The sequence below is a fragment of the Pseudomonas sp. 05N432 genome (assembly GCF_056396945.1).
In genome coordinates this window covers 1-19,804 of record NZ_JBFTMM010000033.1, presented here as the reverse complement: position 1 = coordinate 19,804, position 19,804 = coordinate 1, and the positions used below count along the sequence as shown (strand labels likewise).

Below are 19,804 nucleotides of genomic sequence, written 5' to 3'. Positions count from 1 at the left end.
GAGCATTGGAACCACCTGATCCCATCCCGAACTCAGCAGTGAAACGATGCATCGCCGATGGTAGTGTGGGGTTTCCCCATGTGAGAGTAGGTCATCGTCAAGATTAAATTCCGAAACCCCAATTGCGAAAGCAGTTGGGGTTTTGTTTTAAGTAGAAGTCACCAATTTTGCTGGCACGTATGCTTCATACGGGCTGGTCACAGAATTTCTTGACGACCATAGAGCATTGGAACCACCTGATCCCATCCCGAACTCAGCAGTGAAACGATGCATCGCCGATGGTAGTGTGGGGTTTCCCCATGTGAGAGTAGGTCATCGTCAAGATTGAATTCCGAAACCCCTGTCTGCGTAAGCAGACAGGGGTTTTGTCATTTCAGAGGCCGCTAAACCTTACCAATGCGCCTCGCCCTCCTGCGCGGTGATTGGTGCAGAGCGCCTGCTCCGCTTGATCAAGCGTCATCAAAAAACGTAGGTTGAGCGCCCTAGCACGCCGTTTGGCGGATTCATGCAAGGAAAGCTGAGCGTTTTGCATAAAAGCCTAAGTTTTCTCGAGTCTGTGCCGAAAGACTGGTGAGACATGCGTGCACCAAAGTAGAGCCGCCTTAGAACGGTCTACGGCGTCACATGGAATGTTGCACCCGGAACGCATCCCCACTCCTTGCATAAGAAGTCCCATGAAATGAATCTCAAGTTCAGCCATAAAATCCTTTTGGCCGCTTCAGGCGTAGTGGTTCTGGCTTTTGCGTTGTTCACTTTGTACAACGACTACCTGCAGCGCAATACCATCCAGCAAAACCTCGACTCCTCCGTCCAGCAAGCCGGCGATCTGACGGCCAGCAGCGTCCAGAACTGGCTGAGTGGGCGAATCCTGGTACTGGAAAACCTCGCCCAGAACGTCGCGCACCAAGGTGCCAACGCGGACTTTGCCGGGTTGGTCGACCAGCCGGCTTTCACCTCGAATTTCCAGTTCACCTACGTCGGTCAGTCCAATGGCGTGTTTACCCAACGTCCTGACGCCAAAATGCCCGATGGTTACGATCCACGTCAGCGCCCTTGGTACAAGCAGGCCGTAGCTGCCGACAAAACCATGCTCACGCCGCCCTACATGGCCGCTGTTGGCGGGCTGGTGGTAACGATTGCCATGCCGGTGAAGAAGAACGGTGAACTGCTCGGCGTCGTCGGTGGTGACCTGAGTCTGGAAACCCTGGTGAAGATCATCAACTCGGTGGACTTCGGCGGTATCGGTCATGCGTTCCTGGTCAGTGCTGACGGCCAGGTGATCGTCAGCCCGGACAAAGACCAGGTGATGAAGAACCTCAAGGACATTTACCCAGGCTCGAACGTACGCATCGAGCGGGGGAATCAGGAAGTGCTCCTGAACAAGCAGGCGCGCATCCTGTCCTTTACCCCGGTTACCGGCTTACCGAATGCTGAGTGGTTCATCGGCCTGACGATCGACAGGGATAAGGCTTATGCGCCACTGAGCAAATTCCGCACGTCGGCACTGATTGCGATGTTTATCGCGGTGACCGCAATTGCCGTGCTGCTGAGTCTGTTGATTCAAGTGCTGATGCGTCCACTGACCACCATGGGCCGTGCGATGCAGGACATCGCTCAAGGCGAAGGCGATTTGACTCGCCGTCTGGTGGTGGAAAGCAAAGACGAGTTCGGTGAGCTTGGCGGTGCCTTCAACCAGTTCGTGGAGCGGATTCACGCGTCGATTTCCGAAGTGTCGTCGGCCACACGCCAGGTACATGACCTGTCGCAACGGGTCATGGCATCATCGAATGCTTCGATCATCGGCTCCGATGAGCAAAGCGCACGGACCAATAGCGTGGCAGCAGCGATCAATCAGCTGGGTGCAGCCACTCAGGAGATCGCCCGTAACGCAGCGGACGCTTCGCAACACGCCAGCGGTGCCAGTGAGCAGGCTGACGACGGTCGTCAGGTGGTGGAACAAACGATTTTGGCGATGACCGAGTTGTCGCAAAAAATCAGCCTGTCGTGCACCCAGATTGAAACCCTGAACGCCAGCACCGACAACATCGGGCACATCCTCGATGTGATTAAAGGCATCTCGCAACAGACCAACTTGCTGGCTCTCAACGCGGCCATCGAAGCGGCGCGGGCGGGTGAAGCCGGACGTGGTTTCGCGGTGGTGGCGGACGAAGTGCGCAACCTGGCCCATCGCACTCAGGAGTCGGCAGAGGAGATTCACAAGATGATCACCTCATTGCAGGTCGGCTCGCGTGAAGCGGTATCGACCATGAATGCCAGCCAGGTATCCAGTGAGGAAAGCGTCGAAGTGGCGAATCAGGCCGGTGCGCGGTTGATCAGCGTGACCCAGCGGATCACCGAAATCGATGGCATGAACCAGTCGGTTGCGGCCGCAACGGAAGAGCAGACGGCAGTGGTGGAAACCCTGAACGGTGACATCAATCAGATCAACCTGCTGAACCAGCAGGGCGTGGCCAACCTCAACGAAACATTGAAGGATTGCGATGCCTTGTCGCTGCAGGCCAACCGCCTGAAGCAACTGGTGGATAGCTTCAAGATTTAAACCGTTGCATGGATGCAAAAAAACGCGATGAAGTCGGTCTGACTCATCGCGTTTTTTTATGACGAAAATTCCCTACGCAAACAAATTGCGCGCGTTGCTCATCGAGTCATCGGCAAACCCCTGCACGAAGTCCTTGAACCCCGGCATTGCTTCTGCGCCGCCCTGGGCGGGTTCTGCGATGATGGTCCAGGTTGCGCGCGACTTGCCGGCGCTCAGGGGCTCGACACTCATGGCAGCCCACAACTGACCAACGCCCAAGGTGTTGTAGACGGTAGTCCAGGTCATGCTCAGCGCCTGGTCGTCGCGGGAGTTGAGTTGTTCGACGACCAGGTTGCCGTCCTTGAAGAACTTCTTGCGCAGCGACGACACACCTTCGCCGGTCATCTCGATGTGCGACAGCGCCGGGATGAACTTGTCGAAGCCGGCGAAGTTGCCGACCACTTCCCAAACCCGCGACGCCTCGGCGGGTATTTCCACCGACGACACAACATGGCAGCCGTGCGGGTTTTTGATCAGGGTATCGGGTTGCAGAGTGCTCATGGTCTTGCTCCATTTCTACGGGTGGTGAATCAGATGAAGTTGATTTCTTTCAGGTAGTCGCAGCCGCGACGCAGCAGCGCCGGAGACTTTTGCGGGTAGTGCGTGCCCATTTGCTGCACACCGGCCTGGGCATTGGCGTGGCCGATCATCGAGATGTCGCCGATGTCCTCCTCGAAGCCGTTGAGGTAGAAACCCAGCACGCCAAACAACGCGTTATCGCTGTCGACCCGACCCAGTTGCTGTTGCCAGTCGGCGACGCTGACCATTTGAAACTCGCGGCCGGCCTCGCGGAACGAAGCGACGTAGGCGTCCCAGCTCAGCGGTTCAGGGTTGTGCAGGTTGAACACCGCCTGTTTGGGCTGATAACGGCTGGCGTGAAAGGCGATGAAGCGCGCGAGGAAGTCCACAGGCATCAAGTCGAAGTTCAGTGCGAACTCCGGCACCTGGCCGAGCTGGATCGAGCCTTTGAGCATCAGCATCAGACGGTTCTTGTGCGGCTGGCAGACGCCGGTGAGGCTGTTGAAACTGATGTTGCCTGGTCGGTAGAGGTTGACCCGCACCCCGCGCTCGCGAGCACGCTCGAGGATCCGTTCGCCGACCCATTTGGACAGGTTGTAGCCGTTCTTGATGTAGATCGGCGGAGTCTGCGCGGCGGGTTGTTCGAGCACTCGCCCCTCGGCGTCGATGGTGCTGGAGGCCGACAGTGTGGAGACGAAATTGAAGATCTTCTTGCTGCGCCCTTCGCAGAGCCGCAAGCACTCGAAAATCGGCTCGACGTTATCCCGTGCCAACGACTCGTAATCGAGTACGTGGTTGACGTTGGCGGCGTTGTGCACCAACGCGCCGAACTCCCGATTCAGCCGCTCATATACCTCCGGCGTCAGGCCCAGTGCCGGTTGCGTGATGTCCGCCGCGTAGACCTGCACCCGAGTCAGGTCCAGATGCTCCAGGCGGTTTTCACGCAGGGACTCGGCAAAGCGCTGCGCAGCGCTTTGCCCGGCACTGTCACGCACCAGGCACGCGACTTCGCTGGCGCCCCAGGCCAGCAGCGCCTCGACGATATGCACGCCGACAAAGCTATTGGCACCGGTAACGATGACCTTGTGCACATCGCCCATTCGGCTGACCGGCAAGGGCTGTACATCGAGCTCACGGAAGGCATCGGCCAGGGCCTTTTCGCTGAGCACTTCTTCGCCGGCAGAACCTCTGACCAGCGTGGCCAGCCTGGCGATGGTCGGGACTTCGATGAAGCGGTTGATCGAGATACTGCGTCCGAACTGCTCGCGTATTTGCAGCAACATGCGCGACAACAGGATCGAGTGCCCGCCCAGATTGAAGAAGTTTTCGTCGGTGGAAATGTCGCCTGCCGGCAACTCCAGCAGATCGGCCCAGAGCTCCAGCAGTTGCGACTCGTCGGCGGACTCGGGTAACCGACGCTGAAGGTTTTCGAGGACACTGACCGGCATCGCCAGCAGCGTCCGGCGATCGACTTTACCGTTGCTGGCGAACGGCATGTTCGCCAATTCAGTCCAGGCGGTGGGCTGCATGTAGTCCGGCAAGAACTGCTGGGCGTGAGCTTTCAGCGCTTCGCGTGCCGCGCCCGGCTGGTCTTCCTGGGGCTGTGCGAGGAACGCCAGAATCCGTCGATGACTGTCGATCACTACGGCCACCTGGCGGAACAACTGGCTGTCGCGCAGGCAGCGTTCGATTTCTTCCGGTTCGACCCGGTAGCCGCGGATCTTCACCTGATTGTCTCGTCGCCCACAGAGCTCGATGCCGTCGGCGGTCCACTTCGCCATATCGCCGGTGCGATAGGCACGCAGGCTTTGGCCGTCCGGCAAGGGCAATTGCAGGTAGCGCTCGGCGGTCTGCTGCGGGTTGTTCAAATAGCCCAGGCACACCCCCGGACCGACGATGTACAGCTCACCGACGGTCTGCTCGACCACGGGCTGAAAGTTCTCGTCGAGGATCAGCACCTGACTGTTGGCAATCGGTGCCCCGAGGCTGCGATTGCTGTCACCGACCTGCAGTTGTCGGGCGGTGATCAGCACCGTGGCTTCGGTCGGGCCATACAGGTTGTAGAGCTTGCCTTGCTGGGTCAGCTGTTTGATCACATGGGGTTCGCAGACGTCGCCACCGGTCATCACATGTACAAGGTCGCGTAACTGATCCAACGGCAGAATGCTCAGCAGCGCTGGCGGCAGAAACGCGTGACTGAGCTGATGATGGCGGATCAATTCGACCAATTGCAGCGGGTCACGACGCTGGTCGTCGTTGGGTACGATCAGCTCGGCGCCCTGGATCAGCGCCGGAAATATATCGATCAACGAGGAGTCGAAACTCAGTGATGAAAACTGCAACACCCGACTACGTTCCGTCAGCCCGACGTAATCGGCATACCACGCGGTGAAGTGCCCGAGATTGTTCTGGCTGAGCAACACACCTTTGGGATGACCGGTGGTGCCCGATGTGTAGAGCGCCATACACGGCGCCTGGCTGCCGGGGCGCTGGCGCATCAGCGGCAAGCCTGGATTCGCCTCGCGGGCGTCGATACCACTGATGTCGAGCCCCGGCATCTCATTGCTCAGCGGGTGCAGGCCATCATGCAACAACAGCACGGCGCCGGCGTTCTCCAGGATGTACTGCTGACGTTGCAGCGGGTGGCTGGGTTCGAGTGGCAGGTACACCGCGCCACTGCCGAGGATCGCCAGAATGCCGGCAAACAATGCACTGGATTTTGGCAGGCAAATGCCCACGACCACCGGTCCCTCAACCGCTCGGTACTGCTCGATCAGTGGCAGCAGCCGTTGCTGAATTGCCAGGCTTTGGGTGTGCAAGTCCCTATAGCTGAGCACCTCACCGGCAATGTGCAGCGCCGGGCGTTCACGGAAGGTTTTGAAACTCTGTTCGAGCCGCTCGATCATCGGGATTTGCCCGAGTTGCAGCAGCTGCGGTTGCGCGTTGAGGTTGAGCCGGTGGGCATAGGCCAGACTCTCCAGCGTCAACAAGCTTTCTTCACGCTGATGACGACCGGGCGTGGCCGTTGCAGCTTGCGTGAAGTACTCGGCATCGCGGGAAAAACGGCTGACCTCAAGCGCCACGCGGTCAACCAATTCAGCGATGACTCTCAGGCGCAGCACCTGGCCATTACCCGAGGCTTCGTCGGCGACGGGGACGCGGGCGATCAGTCGCTGGTCGCTGCTCGATATGTAGCGGCACAGCACGTCGATAGGTGGCAGACCGCTGGCGTCTTCAGGTCCCAGGCCCAGGCGCACGCTCAGTTGTGCACACTTGCCCAGGTCGAGCAGACTCAGCGCCGGGATGGCCAGGCTGCCGTCGTCGATCAGCAGCTCGGCGTTACCGACCGTTTGTTCGTTCAGGGCGTGGCTGTCGCTCAATCGCGTCAGCGTATGGCCGTGTTGTTCCAGCTCCAGCGCCAGCTCATTCAAGGCCTGGCTTTGACCGATGAGCAGAATGTCGAGACGTCTCATGATGTTCTCCTCGGCTAGATCAGGTAGTCGCTCAGGGCGTCTTGCACGCACGGTGAATCGAGCAGCGAACTGCTGCGGAAAAACCGCACGATGTTGGCGACCAGCGGGTGATGGCGATTGATCGGGAAGGCCAGGCCTGCCACTTCGTTCTTGAGTGCGGCCTTGGCGGCATCGCTGATGTGCAGGTGTTCGATCAACCGGAAATCGAACGACTTCTGAATGTCGTTAGTCAGGTAGTGAGCGATGAATACCGGCAGAATCTTCGCGATCAGTTGGCGGTCGTCATCGTTAGCCGAGTGCCAATAGATCCGTACCAGCCGTGACCAGAACCCCGAGTGACGGCCCTCGTCGAGCAAGTGGTCAGCCATCAGGCCCTTGATCGATTGCTTGACCGTGTCGTCCTTGGCGAATGCCGCGACGTCGTTGGTCACGGTGCTTTCCGCAATGGCCACGCAGATCAGCTCCACGGCACTGCGCAGATGTTCCGGTGCCAGCGCCAACGCTGCAGGAATCGCCCGGCTCAGTTCGATTTCACACGGCAGTTCGATCGGCGTGATGCCAGTCATGGCCACGGTCTGCTGCATGAAGTCCATCGCCACCAGCGCGTGGTAATCCTCATCCACCACCACGGTCATGGCGTCATAGCGACAGGCGAACGGGAAGGGCACGGCGAAGCGATTCTTGGCGATGCTGCGGGCGGTCTTGTCGACGATCTCGGTTTCGAAAATCACCACGTCGTTGATGAACTTGTAGAGCGTCTGCACCAGTGCGAAGTCGCGTTGTTCCGGGCATTCGCGAACAAATGTTTCGCTCAGCACCAGCGGTTGCCGGCTCAGGGGATAGATCAGTTTGTCGTCGTTTTCGACCATGCGCCGCGGACGTGTACGGATGGTCGCGCGGTTTTCCCAGGCGTCGGCGAAGGATTGGTAGTCGGCGGCGTTCATGCGCTCACCTCGGCGACTGATTCACGCATGCTCAGGCGCAAGCCGTCCCACAGTGCGATACGGCTTTCCACAGCGGCGATGGCCGCGGCATAGACGTCTTCCTGTCGTTGCGGATCGCCATCGACCAAGCGTGCCAGGAGTGTTTCGGCGGCGGGACCGTGGTCTTCGGAGTCGACTTCGATATGCCGCTGCAGGTAGTAACGAAAGGTCGGCGCCTGTTCGATGCCTATTCCCCAATCGTCGAGAATGCGCTGGAACATCTGCGGAATGACGCTTTCACGGCCATGCAAAAACGCTGCGGCAACGCTGTGCCCCGGCGCATACAGCGCGGTGTGCAAGGTGTGCCGGACGAAGTTCGATGCGGCCGGGTCGACGTCCACGCTTTGCAGGGCGACGTCGTAGCTCACGCCTTCCTTTTGCAGGGCGACGAAGCGTTCCACGGCCGCCGTGCTGGCGCCGATTTCACGCATCGCATCCAGGTACAACTCAAAATGGCTGTAGTGACCGTGATCGAGCCGGTCATCGGATTCCTCGCCAAGGACGATTTCGTTGATCAGGCGCGCTGCTTGAGGATCTTGGGGCGGCAGCCAGGGCAGTTGCACACATGTGAGTTCCTGTTGCAGGCGTTTGGTCAGTGACATGAAGTCCCATACCGCAAATACATGGGTTTCCATAAAGCGTTGAAGTATCGACAGTGAATGAATCTCGGCAAAGATAGGGTGGGCGCTCAGCAGTGCTTTTTTTTGGTCGAGAAGTGCTTTATTGGGTTTCATGAGAGACCTATAAATTGTGAGTTAAGTTGTTCGGTTGGCAGAGGTTTATTAGGAAAGTTCAAACACGGTGCTGCCTGGTTTTTTTAATAGGCGAACAAGTACCTCAAACAAACGTTGATGCAGTTCATTGCGTTGGCGGACCTTGCCAGGCAAGGCGTTGCTTGCGTCTATGGTGCTTGGCGGCCAGATGCCATGGTGAGTCTTACAGACCCCGGGCATTGACCGTGCCGACAAGTACGCAGGAACTTGAAGTTGTCGGCGGAGAAAAACTAATACATGAAACAAGTAGCGAGCAAGTGTTTTTTATATTATTTGTCAAGTGTGTTTTTTTTGGGCGTGACAAGTTTCTATAAAACTTTTGGATTAAGTTTTATTGGGGTGAAGTTGTTCCTTCCGGCTTATATAAGTCAGAATTTAAATGAGTGAATGCCTCACTCGGAGCAACTTTGTGTCTGGGGAGTTGATGTTTTTTGATGTGGTGGGCAGGAGGCGGGCACGGCCCCATCTCTTCCCGTCCTTTGGCAAGCCTCCTTTTGTTCGTCCATCACGCGAGGGCTGTGCAGGCAGATTTACACGCCGCTCGTCCTTTTTAGTCGGCAAACCAAGAGTGAGCCCAAAAAGCCAGCACTGCTATCACTGGCGCAGGGAGGGGCAGGAGTTTTCAGGGAGGGAAGAAGGGATTGGTGTCGCCAGCGCTTCTCGAGAGCCTGTGCCTCATGGCACAGGCGTCAGGCGCTTACTCGCTGAGCAGGCCCAGATGGGTGTTGATGATCTGCAGCAGACGATGACGCTGAGTGGTGGTGAAAAAATGATTACCGGTCATTTCGATCAGTTCGAATTCACGGCGAGTGAACTCGCGCCAATTGACCATGCTTTCAAGAGGGGCCAGCGGATCGTCGCTGCCGTAGAAGGCAGTCATCGGTATGTGCAGGCTGCGACTGGAAGGGTCGGCCCAGGACTCGAGCAGTTTCAGATCACTGTGTATCAGCGCTTCAAAGGCGGCGAGTTGATCGCTGGCAGTTGCATCGAGAAGTGTGCCCGGGTTGGAGGGTGCATAACCGTGCCGGATGTTCGGCAGGCTGTGCAGTGGCGCAGAAGCGGGTCGGGTATCCGGGCTGCGGCAACCGGAAATGAACAAGTGACGGGTTTGCCCTGGGCAGTGGGTTTCGCTCAACTTGGCCAGTTCGTAGGCCAGAATTGCGCCCAGGCCATGGCCAAACAGCGCATGGGGTTCAGACAAGTAAGGTTGTAGCGCCGCAAAGGCGTCGACCAGCAGCGGTGGCCATTGTTCGTAGTGTGTCCGATTCTGCGGATTGTCATGGCCAGGAAGCCTGAACGCGAGTAGTTCAATGTGCTCGCTCAGCGCTTGAGTCCAACTGCGGAACTGCTCGGGGTCGGCACCGGCCTCGCCGAAGCAGATCAGCCTGACGTCCGTCGTCTGGCTGGCGCTGATCACGGTCAGCCATGGAGTGTTCCGGGTGTGCACGGTTTTTCTTGTACGATTCACGTCGATGATTTCTTGCCCTGAGGTTCAAGGCTGTTCAGGTAACGCGTGATGACCTCGACACCCCGGTTGAGGTGGTTCTGAAGCTTTGTTACGGTTAGCGCGATGTCCCGGGCTTGTGCAGCACGCAGCAGGTCACGGTGATCTTCCTGGGACAGCTTGCCGAGCCCCATGGCTTCAAGGTTGAAGCGCAGAAAGCGTTCCTCTTCCCACAGACCGCCTTCCACCAGGCTGAGGAGCCTGCGGTTGGGCGCCTTGCGGTACAGCGTCATGTGGAACAAACGGTTAAGCCTGCCGATCTCGGCATAATCGGTCTGTGTTTCGAGGTCGTTGATATAACGCTCGGCCTCGGCAAAATCTTCGTCGTCGAGCAGCGGGATCGACAGGCGCAGGGCCTCGGACTCCAGCAGGATACGCAGGGCATAGGTTTCGGCGGCGTCACCTTCGACCAATGGCGCGACAACCGCGCCTTTGTGTGCGACAACATGCAGCAGTGATTGCGCCTCGAGCTGGCGCAAGGCTTCGCGCACCGGCATGCGACTGACGCCGAACAGGTCGGCCAGGTCTTGCTGGCGCAGCGCGGTGCCGCAAGGCAAACGGCCGTCGAGAATCGCCGAGCGCAGGGTTTCTTCGATCACCGATCGCGCAAGGTGAGCAGGGATTGGGCCGCTGACCGGGATAGTACTTAAAGGGTTGGGCTTCTGTGTCACGACAACGCACCCTGATTAAAATGAAAAATATTGGATCCAATGCACACTAGTGACTGCCTTGCTGGTTGTCAAACCGGCAAAACAAATCAGTTTCCGTTAGTTTTATGCCACTGGCATTGCCACCGAACAGAGCATCACTGGCTACGTTTTTTTCAACTGCTTCCGCTTTCCCCAAGTCTAGCGTGCTCGCGGTGATTGCACCGTGCCATTGTCTTTTATCGATCAAGGCTTCACCATCCATCGATTTCCAACCGCCCTTTGGACTCACTGCATTGCTGGCACGTTTCGCTTTCCCTCGGCCCCTGCGCTGGTTGTGTTCAGCACTGCTGATTGCCGGCGTCTTGCTGGGCGGTCTGCATGCCGATTGGGATTTTTCGCTGATCAGTCGCCGGGCCGAAACATTGTACGGGCCGTTGGGTGAAGGCAAGCAACGAATCGATGCCTGGCAGCACCTGCTGGCGACACAGAAGCAAACCTCTGAGCTGGAACAGCTCAACGTGATCAACCTGTTCTTCAACAAGCAGATGCATTACGTGGAAGACATCGACCTGTGGCACGTCGAGGACTACTGGGCGACACCGATCGAAGCCTTGTGGAAAGGCGCTGGCGATTGTGAGGACTACGCGATCGCCAAGTATTTCAGCCTGCGCCATCTTGGAGTTTCCAGTGACAAGTTGCGCATCACATACGTCAAGGCCCTGCGCCAGAATCGCGCGCACATGGTCTTGACCTACTATTCAAGCCCTGACGCTATGCCGCTGGTGCTCGACAGCCTGATGGATGCGATCCAGCCGGCCAGCCAGCGCACCGATTTGTTGCCGGTCTACTCCTTCAATGCCGAAGGGCTTTGGTTACCGGGCGCCAAGGGCAACAAAAAAGTCGGTGACACCAAGCGTCTGTCCCGTTGGCAGGATGTGTTGAAGAAAATGCAGGCCGAAGGATTTCCGGTCGAGACGACTCACTAGGAGCACGCGCTTAGATGTCTTTGTTCAAACAACTGTTGATCGCTATCTGTCTGTTCCTGGTCGTCGCTTTCAGTGGCAGCTTCATGGTCGGCCTGGAGAGTTCGCGGACCCAGTACGTCAATCAGTTGCGCTCCCACGCACAGGACGCTGCGACCGCGCTGGCGCTTTCGCTGACGCCGAACATCGACGACCCGGCGATGGTCGAGCTGATGGTCAGCTCGATCTTCGACAGCGGTTATTACGCGAGTATTCGCGTGGTCGACCTCAAAACCGACAAGGCCATCGTCGAGCGCAGTGGCATTCCGGAAGTTACCAGCGTGCCCGGCTGGTTCGTCAAATTGATCGCTCTGGAGCCTGCTGGCGGTGATGCACTGGTCAGCCGTGGCTGGGAGCAGGCGGCCAGGGTCGAGGTGATCAGCCACCCGATGTTCGCCGTGGCCAAGCTCTGGCAGAGCGCCCTGGGCAGTCTGGGCTGGTTGCTGATCTGCGGCGCATTAAGCGCAGTACTCGGCGCACTGTTGCTGCGTCGACAATTGAAACCGCTGGATTACATGGTCAAGCAATCCCACGCCATCGCCCGCCGCGAATTTCTCAGCCTGCCCGAGCTGCCGCGTACCCCGGAACTGCGGCGCGTGGTGCAGGCGATGAACCAGATGGTCGAGAAGCTCAAGGCGTTGTTTCAGGAGCAGGCTGAGCGCAGTGAAAGACTGCGGGTCGAGTCCTACCAGGACAACTTGACCGGGCTGGCTAACCGGCGTTATTTCGAGATGCAATTGAACGCCCGGGTGAGCAACCCGGAGCAGGCCAGCTCAGGTTATCTGTTGCTGTTGCGGGTCAAGGACCTGGCCGGTTTGAACCAGCGTCTGGGCGGTCAACGCACCGACCAGTTGCTGCGGGCGGTCGGCGAGCAACTGTCGCGTGAGTGCGCCAGATTCCCGGAAACCCAGAACCTGGTGACGCGCATTCGCGGCGGTGAATTCGCCGTGCTGGCGCCTGGTCTGGTGCGCGAAGAGGCGCTGCAACTGGCGCAGAGCCTGGACAGCGCGCTGGCCAGTCTGCATGCAACCGGGGCAACCGATGTGGCGTCGGTGGCGTCGATCGGGCTGGCGCCGTTTGCCCATGGCGACACGCCGCAGGCGGTGTTGAGCCTGGCGGATCAGGCGTTGTCACAGGCAGAAGCCGAGGGTGAGATGAACTGGGCGTGCCTGGATCACGGCGCAGCGGCCATTGTCGGCGACGATCACCATGCGTGGCATACCTTGCTCGATCAGGCACTGGATCAGCAGCGATTCGAGTTGTACTTCCAACCGGTCGTGGCCAGTCAGGACACGCAGTTGGTGCTGCATTACAAAGTGCTCTCGCGCTTGCTCGATGAGCAGGGTCAGACCATCCCTGCCGGGCGCTTCCTACCGTGGCTGGAGCGTTTTGGCTGGACCGCGCGGCTGGACCGTCTGATGCTGGAACGGGTGTTGGCGCAGATGGCCGGCCATGAAGACTCGCTGGCGCTGAACCTGTCCGCCGCCACCCTGGCTGATCCGCAAGCCCTGAACAAAGTCTTCGAAATCCTGCGCGAGCATTCCAGTCTGGGACCACGCTTGACCCTGGAGATCGGCGAAGAGCAATTACCTGATCAGGCCGTGCTCGAACAGCTGACCCGTCATCTGCGTGAGCTGGGCTTCTCCCTGAGCCTGCAGCGTTTTGGCGGTCGCTTCAGCATGATCGGCAACCTGGCACGGCTGGGGTTGGCTTATCTGAAAATCGATGGCAGTTACATCCGCGCCATTGATCAGGAAAGCGATAAGCGTCTGTTCATCGAAGCCATCCAGCGCGCCGCGCACAGCATCGATCTGCCGCTGATTGCCGAGCGAGTGGAGACCGAAGGGGAGTTACGGGTGATTCGCGAGATGGGTGTGTACGGCGTGCAAGGGCAGTTGTTTGGTGAGCCGAAGCCCTGGCGGGAGTGACACGCAAAGATCGCAGCCTGCGGCAGCTCCTACGGGCATGCACAAATCCATGTAGGAGCTGCCGCAGGCTGCGATCTTTTAAATCAACCCGCCTTCATCTTCATTAATCAGGTGACTCAAACCACCCAGCGCTTCACGGGCCTGGGTCCGGTCCATCAGTTTGGCTTGCGCGGCCGCTGGCAGGTCGGTGATGCGAATCACCCCTTTGCTGGCGAGCACCTGAATCAGGTCGTCGAGTACCCGGATCATCTCCAGGTCGCTTTGCTTGAGCTGCTTGAGGCTGGTCTCCATCACTTCGTTGGCGTACCAGGCCTGGATCTCATGGTGATCGGAGGGCAGCGTTTCCGTAGCCTCTGCGTAAGCCGTAGCTTCCACGCGCACCAACTGGCCTTGCGCATCGCGTTGCACGTAGAACATCGAAAATCCCTCATGAATGAACCCGCGTCGTGCTGTCAGCAGGATAGGCCAACGCGTACGAGTATGCGGTGCCACGACGAAATCGTCACCCGATGGTGACTGACAGCAACGTGACGGCCGCTCATTACGAGCGGCCGTCAAGGGCTTGATCAGGTGTTGTTGTGGTCGATCTTGATGGTCGGGTCGCTACCGGCGATCAGCGAATTGATGCTCTGACCGGACCAGTTATTGCCTTCCAGTTTGATCGTCACGTCAGCGTTGGCCACGCCGCCGGCCGCGTTGAGCTTGCCTTCGGAGCTGACCTGCAACGTCGACACACCATCAACCGTGTTGATTTTCAGGAAGTTATCGATGGTGCTGCCGCTTTCGCCCTGCAACAGATCATGCAGGTCGATCCGGTCGCCTTCGCTGGCCTTGAAGTCCTTGATCACATCGTTACCGGTATCGCCGGCCTTCCAGACGAAGGTGTCGGCACCCGATCCGCCAATCAGGATGTCGTTGCCCTGACCACCGATCAGCGTGTCGTTACCCGTACCGCCCAGCAGGATGTCATTGCCCTTGCCACCGTCGAGGATGTCGTTGCCGCCCTGGCCGAAGAGGATGTCGTTACCGGCACCGCCCAACAGCGTGTCATTACCGTCATGAGCGCCGGACACATCGAACGCGGTGTAGTGCTCAGTGATGTACTGGTGCACGTTGCTGGTGGTGACTTTGCTGACATCCACGCCGGTCTGCTGGGCCACGAAGGCCTGCATGGCCTGGTAACCCTCACCGGCAATGCCGTTGAAGCTCACCAGGTCGCCGAACAGGATGTCATTTCCGTCGCCGCCACTGACCGTATCGGCGCCCGGCATGGTCGCTTCGGTGTGACCGATGATCGAGTTGGCCAGGTTGGCCGGGTCGATGTTGGTTTGCGGTTTGCCGTCGGTGTCGAACGGTTTCAGGTCGCTGAGGCTGACATCGTTGTTCAGGCCGATGGCCTCGACCTGCGACAACTTGCCGAGCAACGCGAAGCTGTCGTTGGAGTTGCTGGTGGTACTGCTATCGGAGCTGTAGCCCGTACCGGCCAGTTTCGACAACTCATAGGTGCCATCTCCTTGAGCGTGGAGCATTCCCAGGTCTTTGCTGACCCAGCGGTTGCCGGTATAGGTCTGCAGCGTTGTCGAACCATCGCTGCCGATGGAGAGGTAGTGCGTGTTGTCCAGGTACTTGGAGAACGTGTTCCCTAGCGTGTAGTTGCTGGTCGTGACGACGTCGTCCAGCTTGGCGCCACCGCTGTACAACGTCGGGTTGGTCTGTTCGCCGGACTGGTAGAACGTTGGCTGTCCGTCGGTAATGAAAAACGTCAGGTTGGTCGCGCTGCTGTTACCAGTGGCCATGCTGCTCTGGAAGAAGTTGGCCGTGGTCTTGAACACGTCTTCGTAGTTGGTGCCGCCGCCGGAAGCCATCGAGTCCAGCACCGACTTGAGCAGGGTCAGGGCATTCGGGTCATTCAGGTTGACCGCAACCTGCTTGTTGACCTGGGTATCGAAGTCCGCGAGGAAGACATTCACCGTGCCCGAAGTGCTGGCGCCAAGGCTGTTCTTGAGCGTGTTGAACACTGATGTCAGCGAGTCTTTGGCCGCGTTGATCGAGGAGGCGCTCATGCTGCCCGAGCTGTCGACCATGAACGCAATGTTGTAGTTGGTGCCGGGCACCACGGTCAGCCCGCCGATGTCGGCGATCATGATGTCGTTGCCGTTAGTACCGACGAAATTGTCATCCCCTGAAGTGGCGACCGACGCGTTATACACCGCCGGGTAAACCGTGACCGGGATCTGCGCAGTACTTGGCGCCGAGCCGCCGAGGGACTCGGTGGAAGTCGACGTCACCGTCAGATTGATCGAGCCGTTGAAGTACGGTGGCGGGGTGAGTGTCAGGCTGCCGAGGTTCCAGCCAGTGACGTTCGCTTCGCCGGTGGTCGCCACGGTGAAGGTATGACCTGCGCCATCGCTGAGTACGGAACCGGCTGGCATACCGCCGATTTTCACGCTCAGGCTTTCGGAGCCGTCGGTGTCGGTCAGTGCGGTGGTGATTTTTGACAGATGAACGCTGCCGCCCTCGGCGCCGGTGTTGAGCTTGTAGCCGTCGTAGTAGCCTTCGCCATTGGTGCCGTGCAGGTCGGAGACCGTCACACCAGCATTGATCAGGTCGGTGACGCCCGTGTAGATCGGCACGCCTGCGCTGCTCAGGTCGATGGCAGGTGCGCCGTTGACCGACAGGTTGACGTCGTAGCTGCCTGGACCATTTTGGTTGTGGTGGTAGATATCCAGGGTGTAGTAACCGCTGGTGGTCGGCGTGAACGAGCCGGAGATCTGGCCACCCGCGCCCCACGTGGCACCGGCCACGTTTTTACCGCCGATGGTCACCAGCAAACTGTCGTCAGCGATACCGCTGAAGCTGTAGGTCTTGCCGGCTTCGAGGTAGATCAGCCCGGAAGTTTTAGATGCTGTGCCGGCTGCAACGTTGCTGTCGGACTGCACGTTGCTCACAGTACCGCTGCTGTTCGGAGTACCGGCAGCATCGATCACGGATTTCAGGGTTTCAGCTGGCGCGCCACTACCGCTGGTGCCGAGACCGGCCAGACCAGTCCAGACCTCCTTGATCAGGCCTGTCGAATTCACATTGTTGTMGGCGACGCTGAGTGTTGGCGCATCGGCAACGGGAGTGATATCGACTTTCAGCGTGCCGGTGCTGCCCAGCAGTTGGCCGTCGGTTGGCTGGAACTGGATCTGTGCGTAATCGGCCTGTTGGTTGCCCACGCCGGTGCCGCCGTAGCCATTGGTGCCGGATTCGTTGGCATCAGGCATGAAGCGCAGCTTGCCTGCGTCGATGTCGGCCTTGCTGAAAGTCTGGTTGTTGGCCACGTCTTTCCAGGTCGAACCGTCCAGGTACTGCAACTTGCCGTCGCCCGGCAGCTGGGTGATTTTCACGCCTAGGCTGGCAGCAGGACTGTCGACATCGCTCACACCGAAATTCGACCAGCCGAGGATCAGCGCCGTGTCTTCAGTGCCGGTGACCGCACCGCCGGTAGTGACCGGCGCATCGTTGACCGCGACCACATTGACGGTGGTGGTGGCGACGTTGGAGTAATTGCTGCCATCGGTCACCGTCACGGTGATGGTCCGCGGCGTGGTGCTCGGGTCTTCACTGTTGTTGGTGAAGGTGATGTTCTTGATCTGCTGCATGTAGTCGGCCAGCGTCGCATTGCCGGACAGCGTCAGGGTGATCGAACCATCCTTGCTGTTGGCGTTGATGCTGATGCCGTTGACACTGTTGCCCAGGTTCAGCGAGTCGCCGGGCTGACGGTTGGTCAACACGATGGTGGCGCCGGTCAGCATGGTGCTGTCCGGGTCGGTGATCGTGAGGTCGGTGTCGCCAATCGATACGCCAGGGCCGGTGGTGCCTTCGGTGAAGGTGACGTTGTAATTGGCACCGGTCGCGCCGCTGGAGTTGTTGGCGTCAAGGTCGATGACGGGCGGAGCATCGTTGTCGATGATTGACGTGTTGACGCTGCCATTGGTGCTGCTGACCACCAGGTTTTCGAAGTTGCCACCGCTGGCCGAGTCGATCTTGACCACGATGTTTTCAGTAGGCTCGGTGATCTTGTCGTCGATGGTCGCGATATTGAAGCTGGCGCTGCTGGCGCCCGCCGGGATTTTCACCGTGTACACACCGGTAAAGTCCGAGCCGTCGGTGGCCGTGCCGCTGTAGACGATCTTCAGCGTCACTTCTGTTTGCGCCGGATGCGTCAGGGTCACGGTGTAGCTGGCGGTCTGGCCTTCGGTGACCTGACTGCTGCCGCTGATGCTGACTTCGGTTTTATCGATTGTGTCGGTGACGCTGGTCACGGCAGCCGTTTTATCGGTGACCAGATTCTCGAAGTTACCACCGGTCGCCGTTGCAATCGTCGCCTGGACCTTGCCGGCGTCGAGGTAGACGTCGTCCTTTGGTGCATCGACCACCACGGAACCGGTGGTTTTGCCGGCGTCGATATTGATCACTGCGCCGTTGCTCAGGGTCACGGTCACTGGCGTGCCAGCGGCGTTGGTCAGGGTCGCGGTGTAGGTGATGTGGCCACCTTCGGCCACGGAGCCGGTGGCGCTCAGCGTCAGGTTGGTGGTGTCGACGGTGTCGGTCACGTTGGTGCTGACCGGAGTTTTGTCGGCGACCAGGTTTTCGTAGTTGCCGCCGCTGACGTTGGTGATGGCGTTGGTCAGCGGAGTGTGGCCGACCAGCGCGTCATTCGGTGCGGTGGAGGTCGCGGTGCCGCTGGACTGGCCGACCGGGATGGTGATGGTCTGGCCGTTGGCCAACGTTACGATCACTGCCGAACCGGTGACCGGCGCACTGACGGTGGCGGTGTAGGTGACGGTGCCGCCTTCGGCTGCCGAATCGGTCGCGGTCAGTTTCACCGTCGAGGTGTCGATGGTGTCGGTGACGTTGGTGACCGCAGGTGTGCTGCTGGTGACCAGGTTCTCGAAGTTGCCGCCGGTCGCCGTTGCGATCGTTGCCTGGACCTTGCCGGCGTCGAGATAGACGTCGTCTTTGGGTGCGTCGACCACCACGGAGCCGGTGGTTTTGCCGGCGTCGATATTGATCACTGCGCCGTTGCTCAGGGTCACGGTCACTGGCGTGCCGGCCGCATTGGTCAGGGTCGCGGTGTAGGTGATGTGGCCACCTTCGGCCACGGAGCCGGTGGCGCTCAGCGTCAGGTTGGTGGTGTCGACGGTGTCGGTCACGTTGGTGCTGACCGGAGTTTTGTCGGCGACCAGGTTTTCGTAGTTACCGCCGCTGACGTTGGTAATCGCGTTGGTCAGCGGGGTGTGGCCGATCAATGCATCGTTCGGGGCAGTGGTGGTCGCGGTGCCGCTGGACTGGCCGACTGGAATGGTGATGGTCTGGCCGTTGGCCAACGTCACGATCACTGCCGAACCGGTCACTGGCGCCGAGACGGTTGCGGTGTAGGTGACAGTGCCGCCTTCGGCTGCCGAGTCAGTCGCGGTCAGTTTCACCGTCGAGGTGTCGATGGTGTCGGTGACGTTGGTGACCGCAGGTGTGCTGCTGGTGACCAGGTTCTCGAAGTTGCCGCCGGTGGCGGTGGAGATCGTTGCCTGGACCTTGCCGGCGTCGAGGTAGACGTCGTCTTTTGGTGCGTCGACCACTACGGTGCCGGTGGTTTTGCCAGCGTCGATATTGATCACTGCGCCGTTGCTCAGGGTCACGGTCACTGGCGTGCCGGCCGCATTGGTCAGCGTCGCGGTGTAGGTGATGTGGCCACCTTCGGCCACGGAGCCGGTCGCCGTCAGGGACAGGCCGGTGTTATCGATCGAGTCGGTGATCGTCGTAACGGCTGGGGTGGTGCTTGGGGTCAGCTGCTCGAAGTTGCCACCGGTGGTGCTTTCGATGGTGGTGCTGACGGTGCTGCCGTTTTTGTAGACGTCRTTSGCCGGGGTGTCGACCACCACGGAACCGCTGGTTTTGCCGGCTTCGATGTTGATCACGGCGCCRTTCGACAGGGTCACKSTCATCGSSGTRCCGGCCGGATTGGTCAGSGTCGCGGTGTAGGTGATCTGGCCGCCTTCGGTAATCGTGTTRTTGGCGGTGAGTGTCAGCCCGGTATTGTCGATCGAATCGGTGATCGTCGTAACCGCCGGGGTGGTGCTCGGGGTCAGCTGCTCGAAATTGCCACCGGTGGTGCTTTCAATGGTGGTGCTGACGGTGCTGCCGTTTTTGTAGACGTCATTCGCCGGGGTATCGACCACCACCGAGCCGGTGGTTTTACCAGCTTCGATGTTGATTACGGCGCCATTGCTGAGCGTGACAGTCATCGGCGTGCCCGCCGGGTTGCTCAAGGTCGCGGTGTAGGTGATCTGGCCGCCTTCGGTAATGGTGTT

General features: G+C 59.3%; 11 protein-coding genes, 2 rRNA genes and 2 pseudogenes. 6 read left to right on the top strand and 9 right to left on the bottom strand.

The genetic code is table 11. The features are described 5' to 3' along the window. The 4 genes and pseudogenes from rrf (AC1DHT_RS28690) to AC1DHT_RS28675 all read left to right on the top strand — a co-directional run. Positions 1-103: ribosomal RNA gene (rrf, locus tag AC1DHT_RS28690) — 5S ribosomal RNA — on the top strand; the annotation flags it as partial. A 105-nt stretch (positions 104-208) separates the two neighbouring features. Beyond that, positions 209-324: ribosomal RNA gene (rrf, locus tag AC1DHT_RS28685) — 5S ribosomal RNA — on the top strand. A gap of 355 nt (positions 325-679) precedes the next feature. Further along, a pseudogene (locus AC1DHT_RS28680) lies at positions 680-1,705 on the top strand (cache domain-containing protein); the annotation flags it as partial. Between the two features lie 69 nt (positions 1,706-1,774). Continuing rightward, positions 1,775-2,560, top strand: coding sequence for a methyl-accepting chemotaxis protein (locus tag AC1DHT_RS28675; protein ID WP_371917687.1), 786 nt, complete (start codon positions 1,775-1,777; stop codon positions 2,558-2,560). A gap of 72 nt (positions 2,561-2,632) precedes the next feature. Here the strand turns inward: AC1DHT_RS28675 and AC1DHT_RS28670 are convergent, their stop codons facing one another. The 7 genes from AC1DHT_RS28670 to AC1DHT_RS28640 form a co-directional block, all read right to left on the bottom strand. Further along, positions 2,633-3,100, bottom strand: a complete 468-nt coding sequence (locus AC1DHT_RS28670; RefSeq protein ID WP_054594981.1) for an SRPBCC family protein — start codon at positions 3,098-3,100, stop codon at positions 2,633-2,635. Between the two features lie 29 nt (positions 3,101-3,129). Then, positions 3,130-6,591, bottom strand: a complete 3,462-nt coding sequence (locus tag AC1DHT_RS28665; protein WP_477761573.1) for an amino acid adenylation domain-containing protein — start codon at positions 6,589-6,591, stop codon at positions 3,130-3,132. Between the two features lie 14 nt (positions 6,592-6,605). Then, positions 6,606-7,535, bottom strand: coding sequence for a diiron oxygenase (locus AC1DHT_RS28660; RefSeq protein ID WP_427546564.1), 930 nt, complete (start codon positions 7,533-7,535; stop codon positions 6,606-6,608). Continuing rightward, complete coding sequence (locus AC1DHT_RS28655) at positions 7,532-8,308, bottom strand: DUF3050 domain-containing protein (protein ID WP_427546567.1); 777 nt, start codon at positions 8,306-8,308, stop codon at positions 7,532-7,534. The genes AC1DHT_RS28660 and AC1DHT_RS28655 overlap by 4 nt, the downstream gene beginning before the upstream one ends. A gap of 736 nt (positions 8,309-9,044) precedes the next feature. Further along, positions 9,045-9,815: a thioesterase II family protein gene (locus AC1DHT_RS28650; protein ID WP_427546570.1), complete on the bottom strand. Its 771-nt coding sequence runs from the start codon at positions 9,813-9,815 to the stop codon at positions 9,045-9,047. Beyond that, positions 9,812-10,522 (bottom strand): GntR family transcriptional regulator, encoded by a 711-nt coding sequence (locus tag AC1DHT_RS28645; RefSeq protein ID WP_427546573.1) that lies wholly within the window; start codon positions 10,520-10,522, stop codon positions 9,812-9,814. Before AC1DHT_RS28645 ends, AC1DHT_RS28650 begins: the two co-directional genes overlap by 4 nt. 46 nt (positions 10,523-10,568) lie before the next feature. Next, entirely contained in the window at positions 10,569-10,763 is a 195-nt protein-coding gene (locus tag AC1DHT_RS28640) for a hypothetical protein (RefSeq protein WP_427546575.1), read from the bottom strand. A 31-nt stretch (positions 10,764-10,794) separates the two neighbouring features. On the opposite strand from AC1DHT_RS28640, the gene lapG reads away from it, so the two are divergent. Next, the gene (gene lapG / locus AC1DHT_RS28635; protein WP_427546578.1) at positions 10,795-11,487 is read left to right on the top strand and encodes a cysteine protease LapG; all 693 of its coding nucleotides are present in this window, start codon (positions 10,795-10,797) and stop codon (positions 11,485-11,487) included. Positions 11,488-11,501: 14 nt separating this feature from the next. After that, complete coding sequence (lapD, locus tag AC1DHT_RS28630; protein ID WP_427546580.1) at positions 11,502-13,451, top strand: cyclic di-GMP receptor LapD; 1,950 nt, start codon at positions 11,502-11,504, stop codon at positions 13,449-13,451. 78 nt (positions 13,452-13,529) lie between these two features. Here the strand turns inward: lapD and AC1DHT_RS28625 are convergent, their stop codons facing one another. Beyond that, positions 13,530-13,868, bottom strand: a complete 339-nt coding sequence (locus tag AC1DHT_RS28625) for a tryptophan synthase subunit beta (protein WP_427546583.1) — start codon at positions 13,866-13,868, stop codon at positions 13,530-13,532. 149 nt (positions 13,869-14,017) lie between these two features. Continuing rightward, positions 14,018-19,804: pseudogene (locus AC1DHT_RS28620) on the bottom strand (LapA family giant adhesin); the annotation flags it as partial.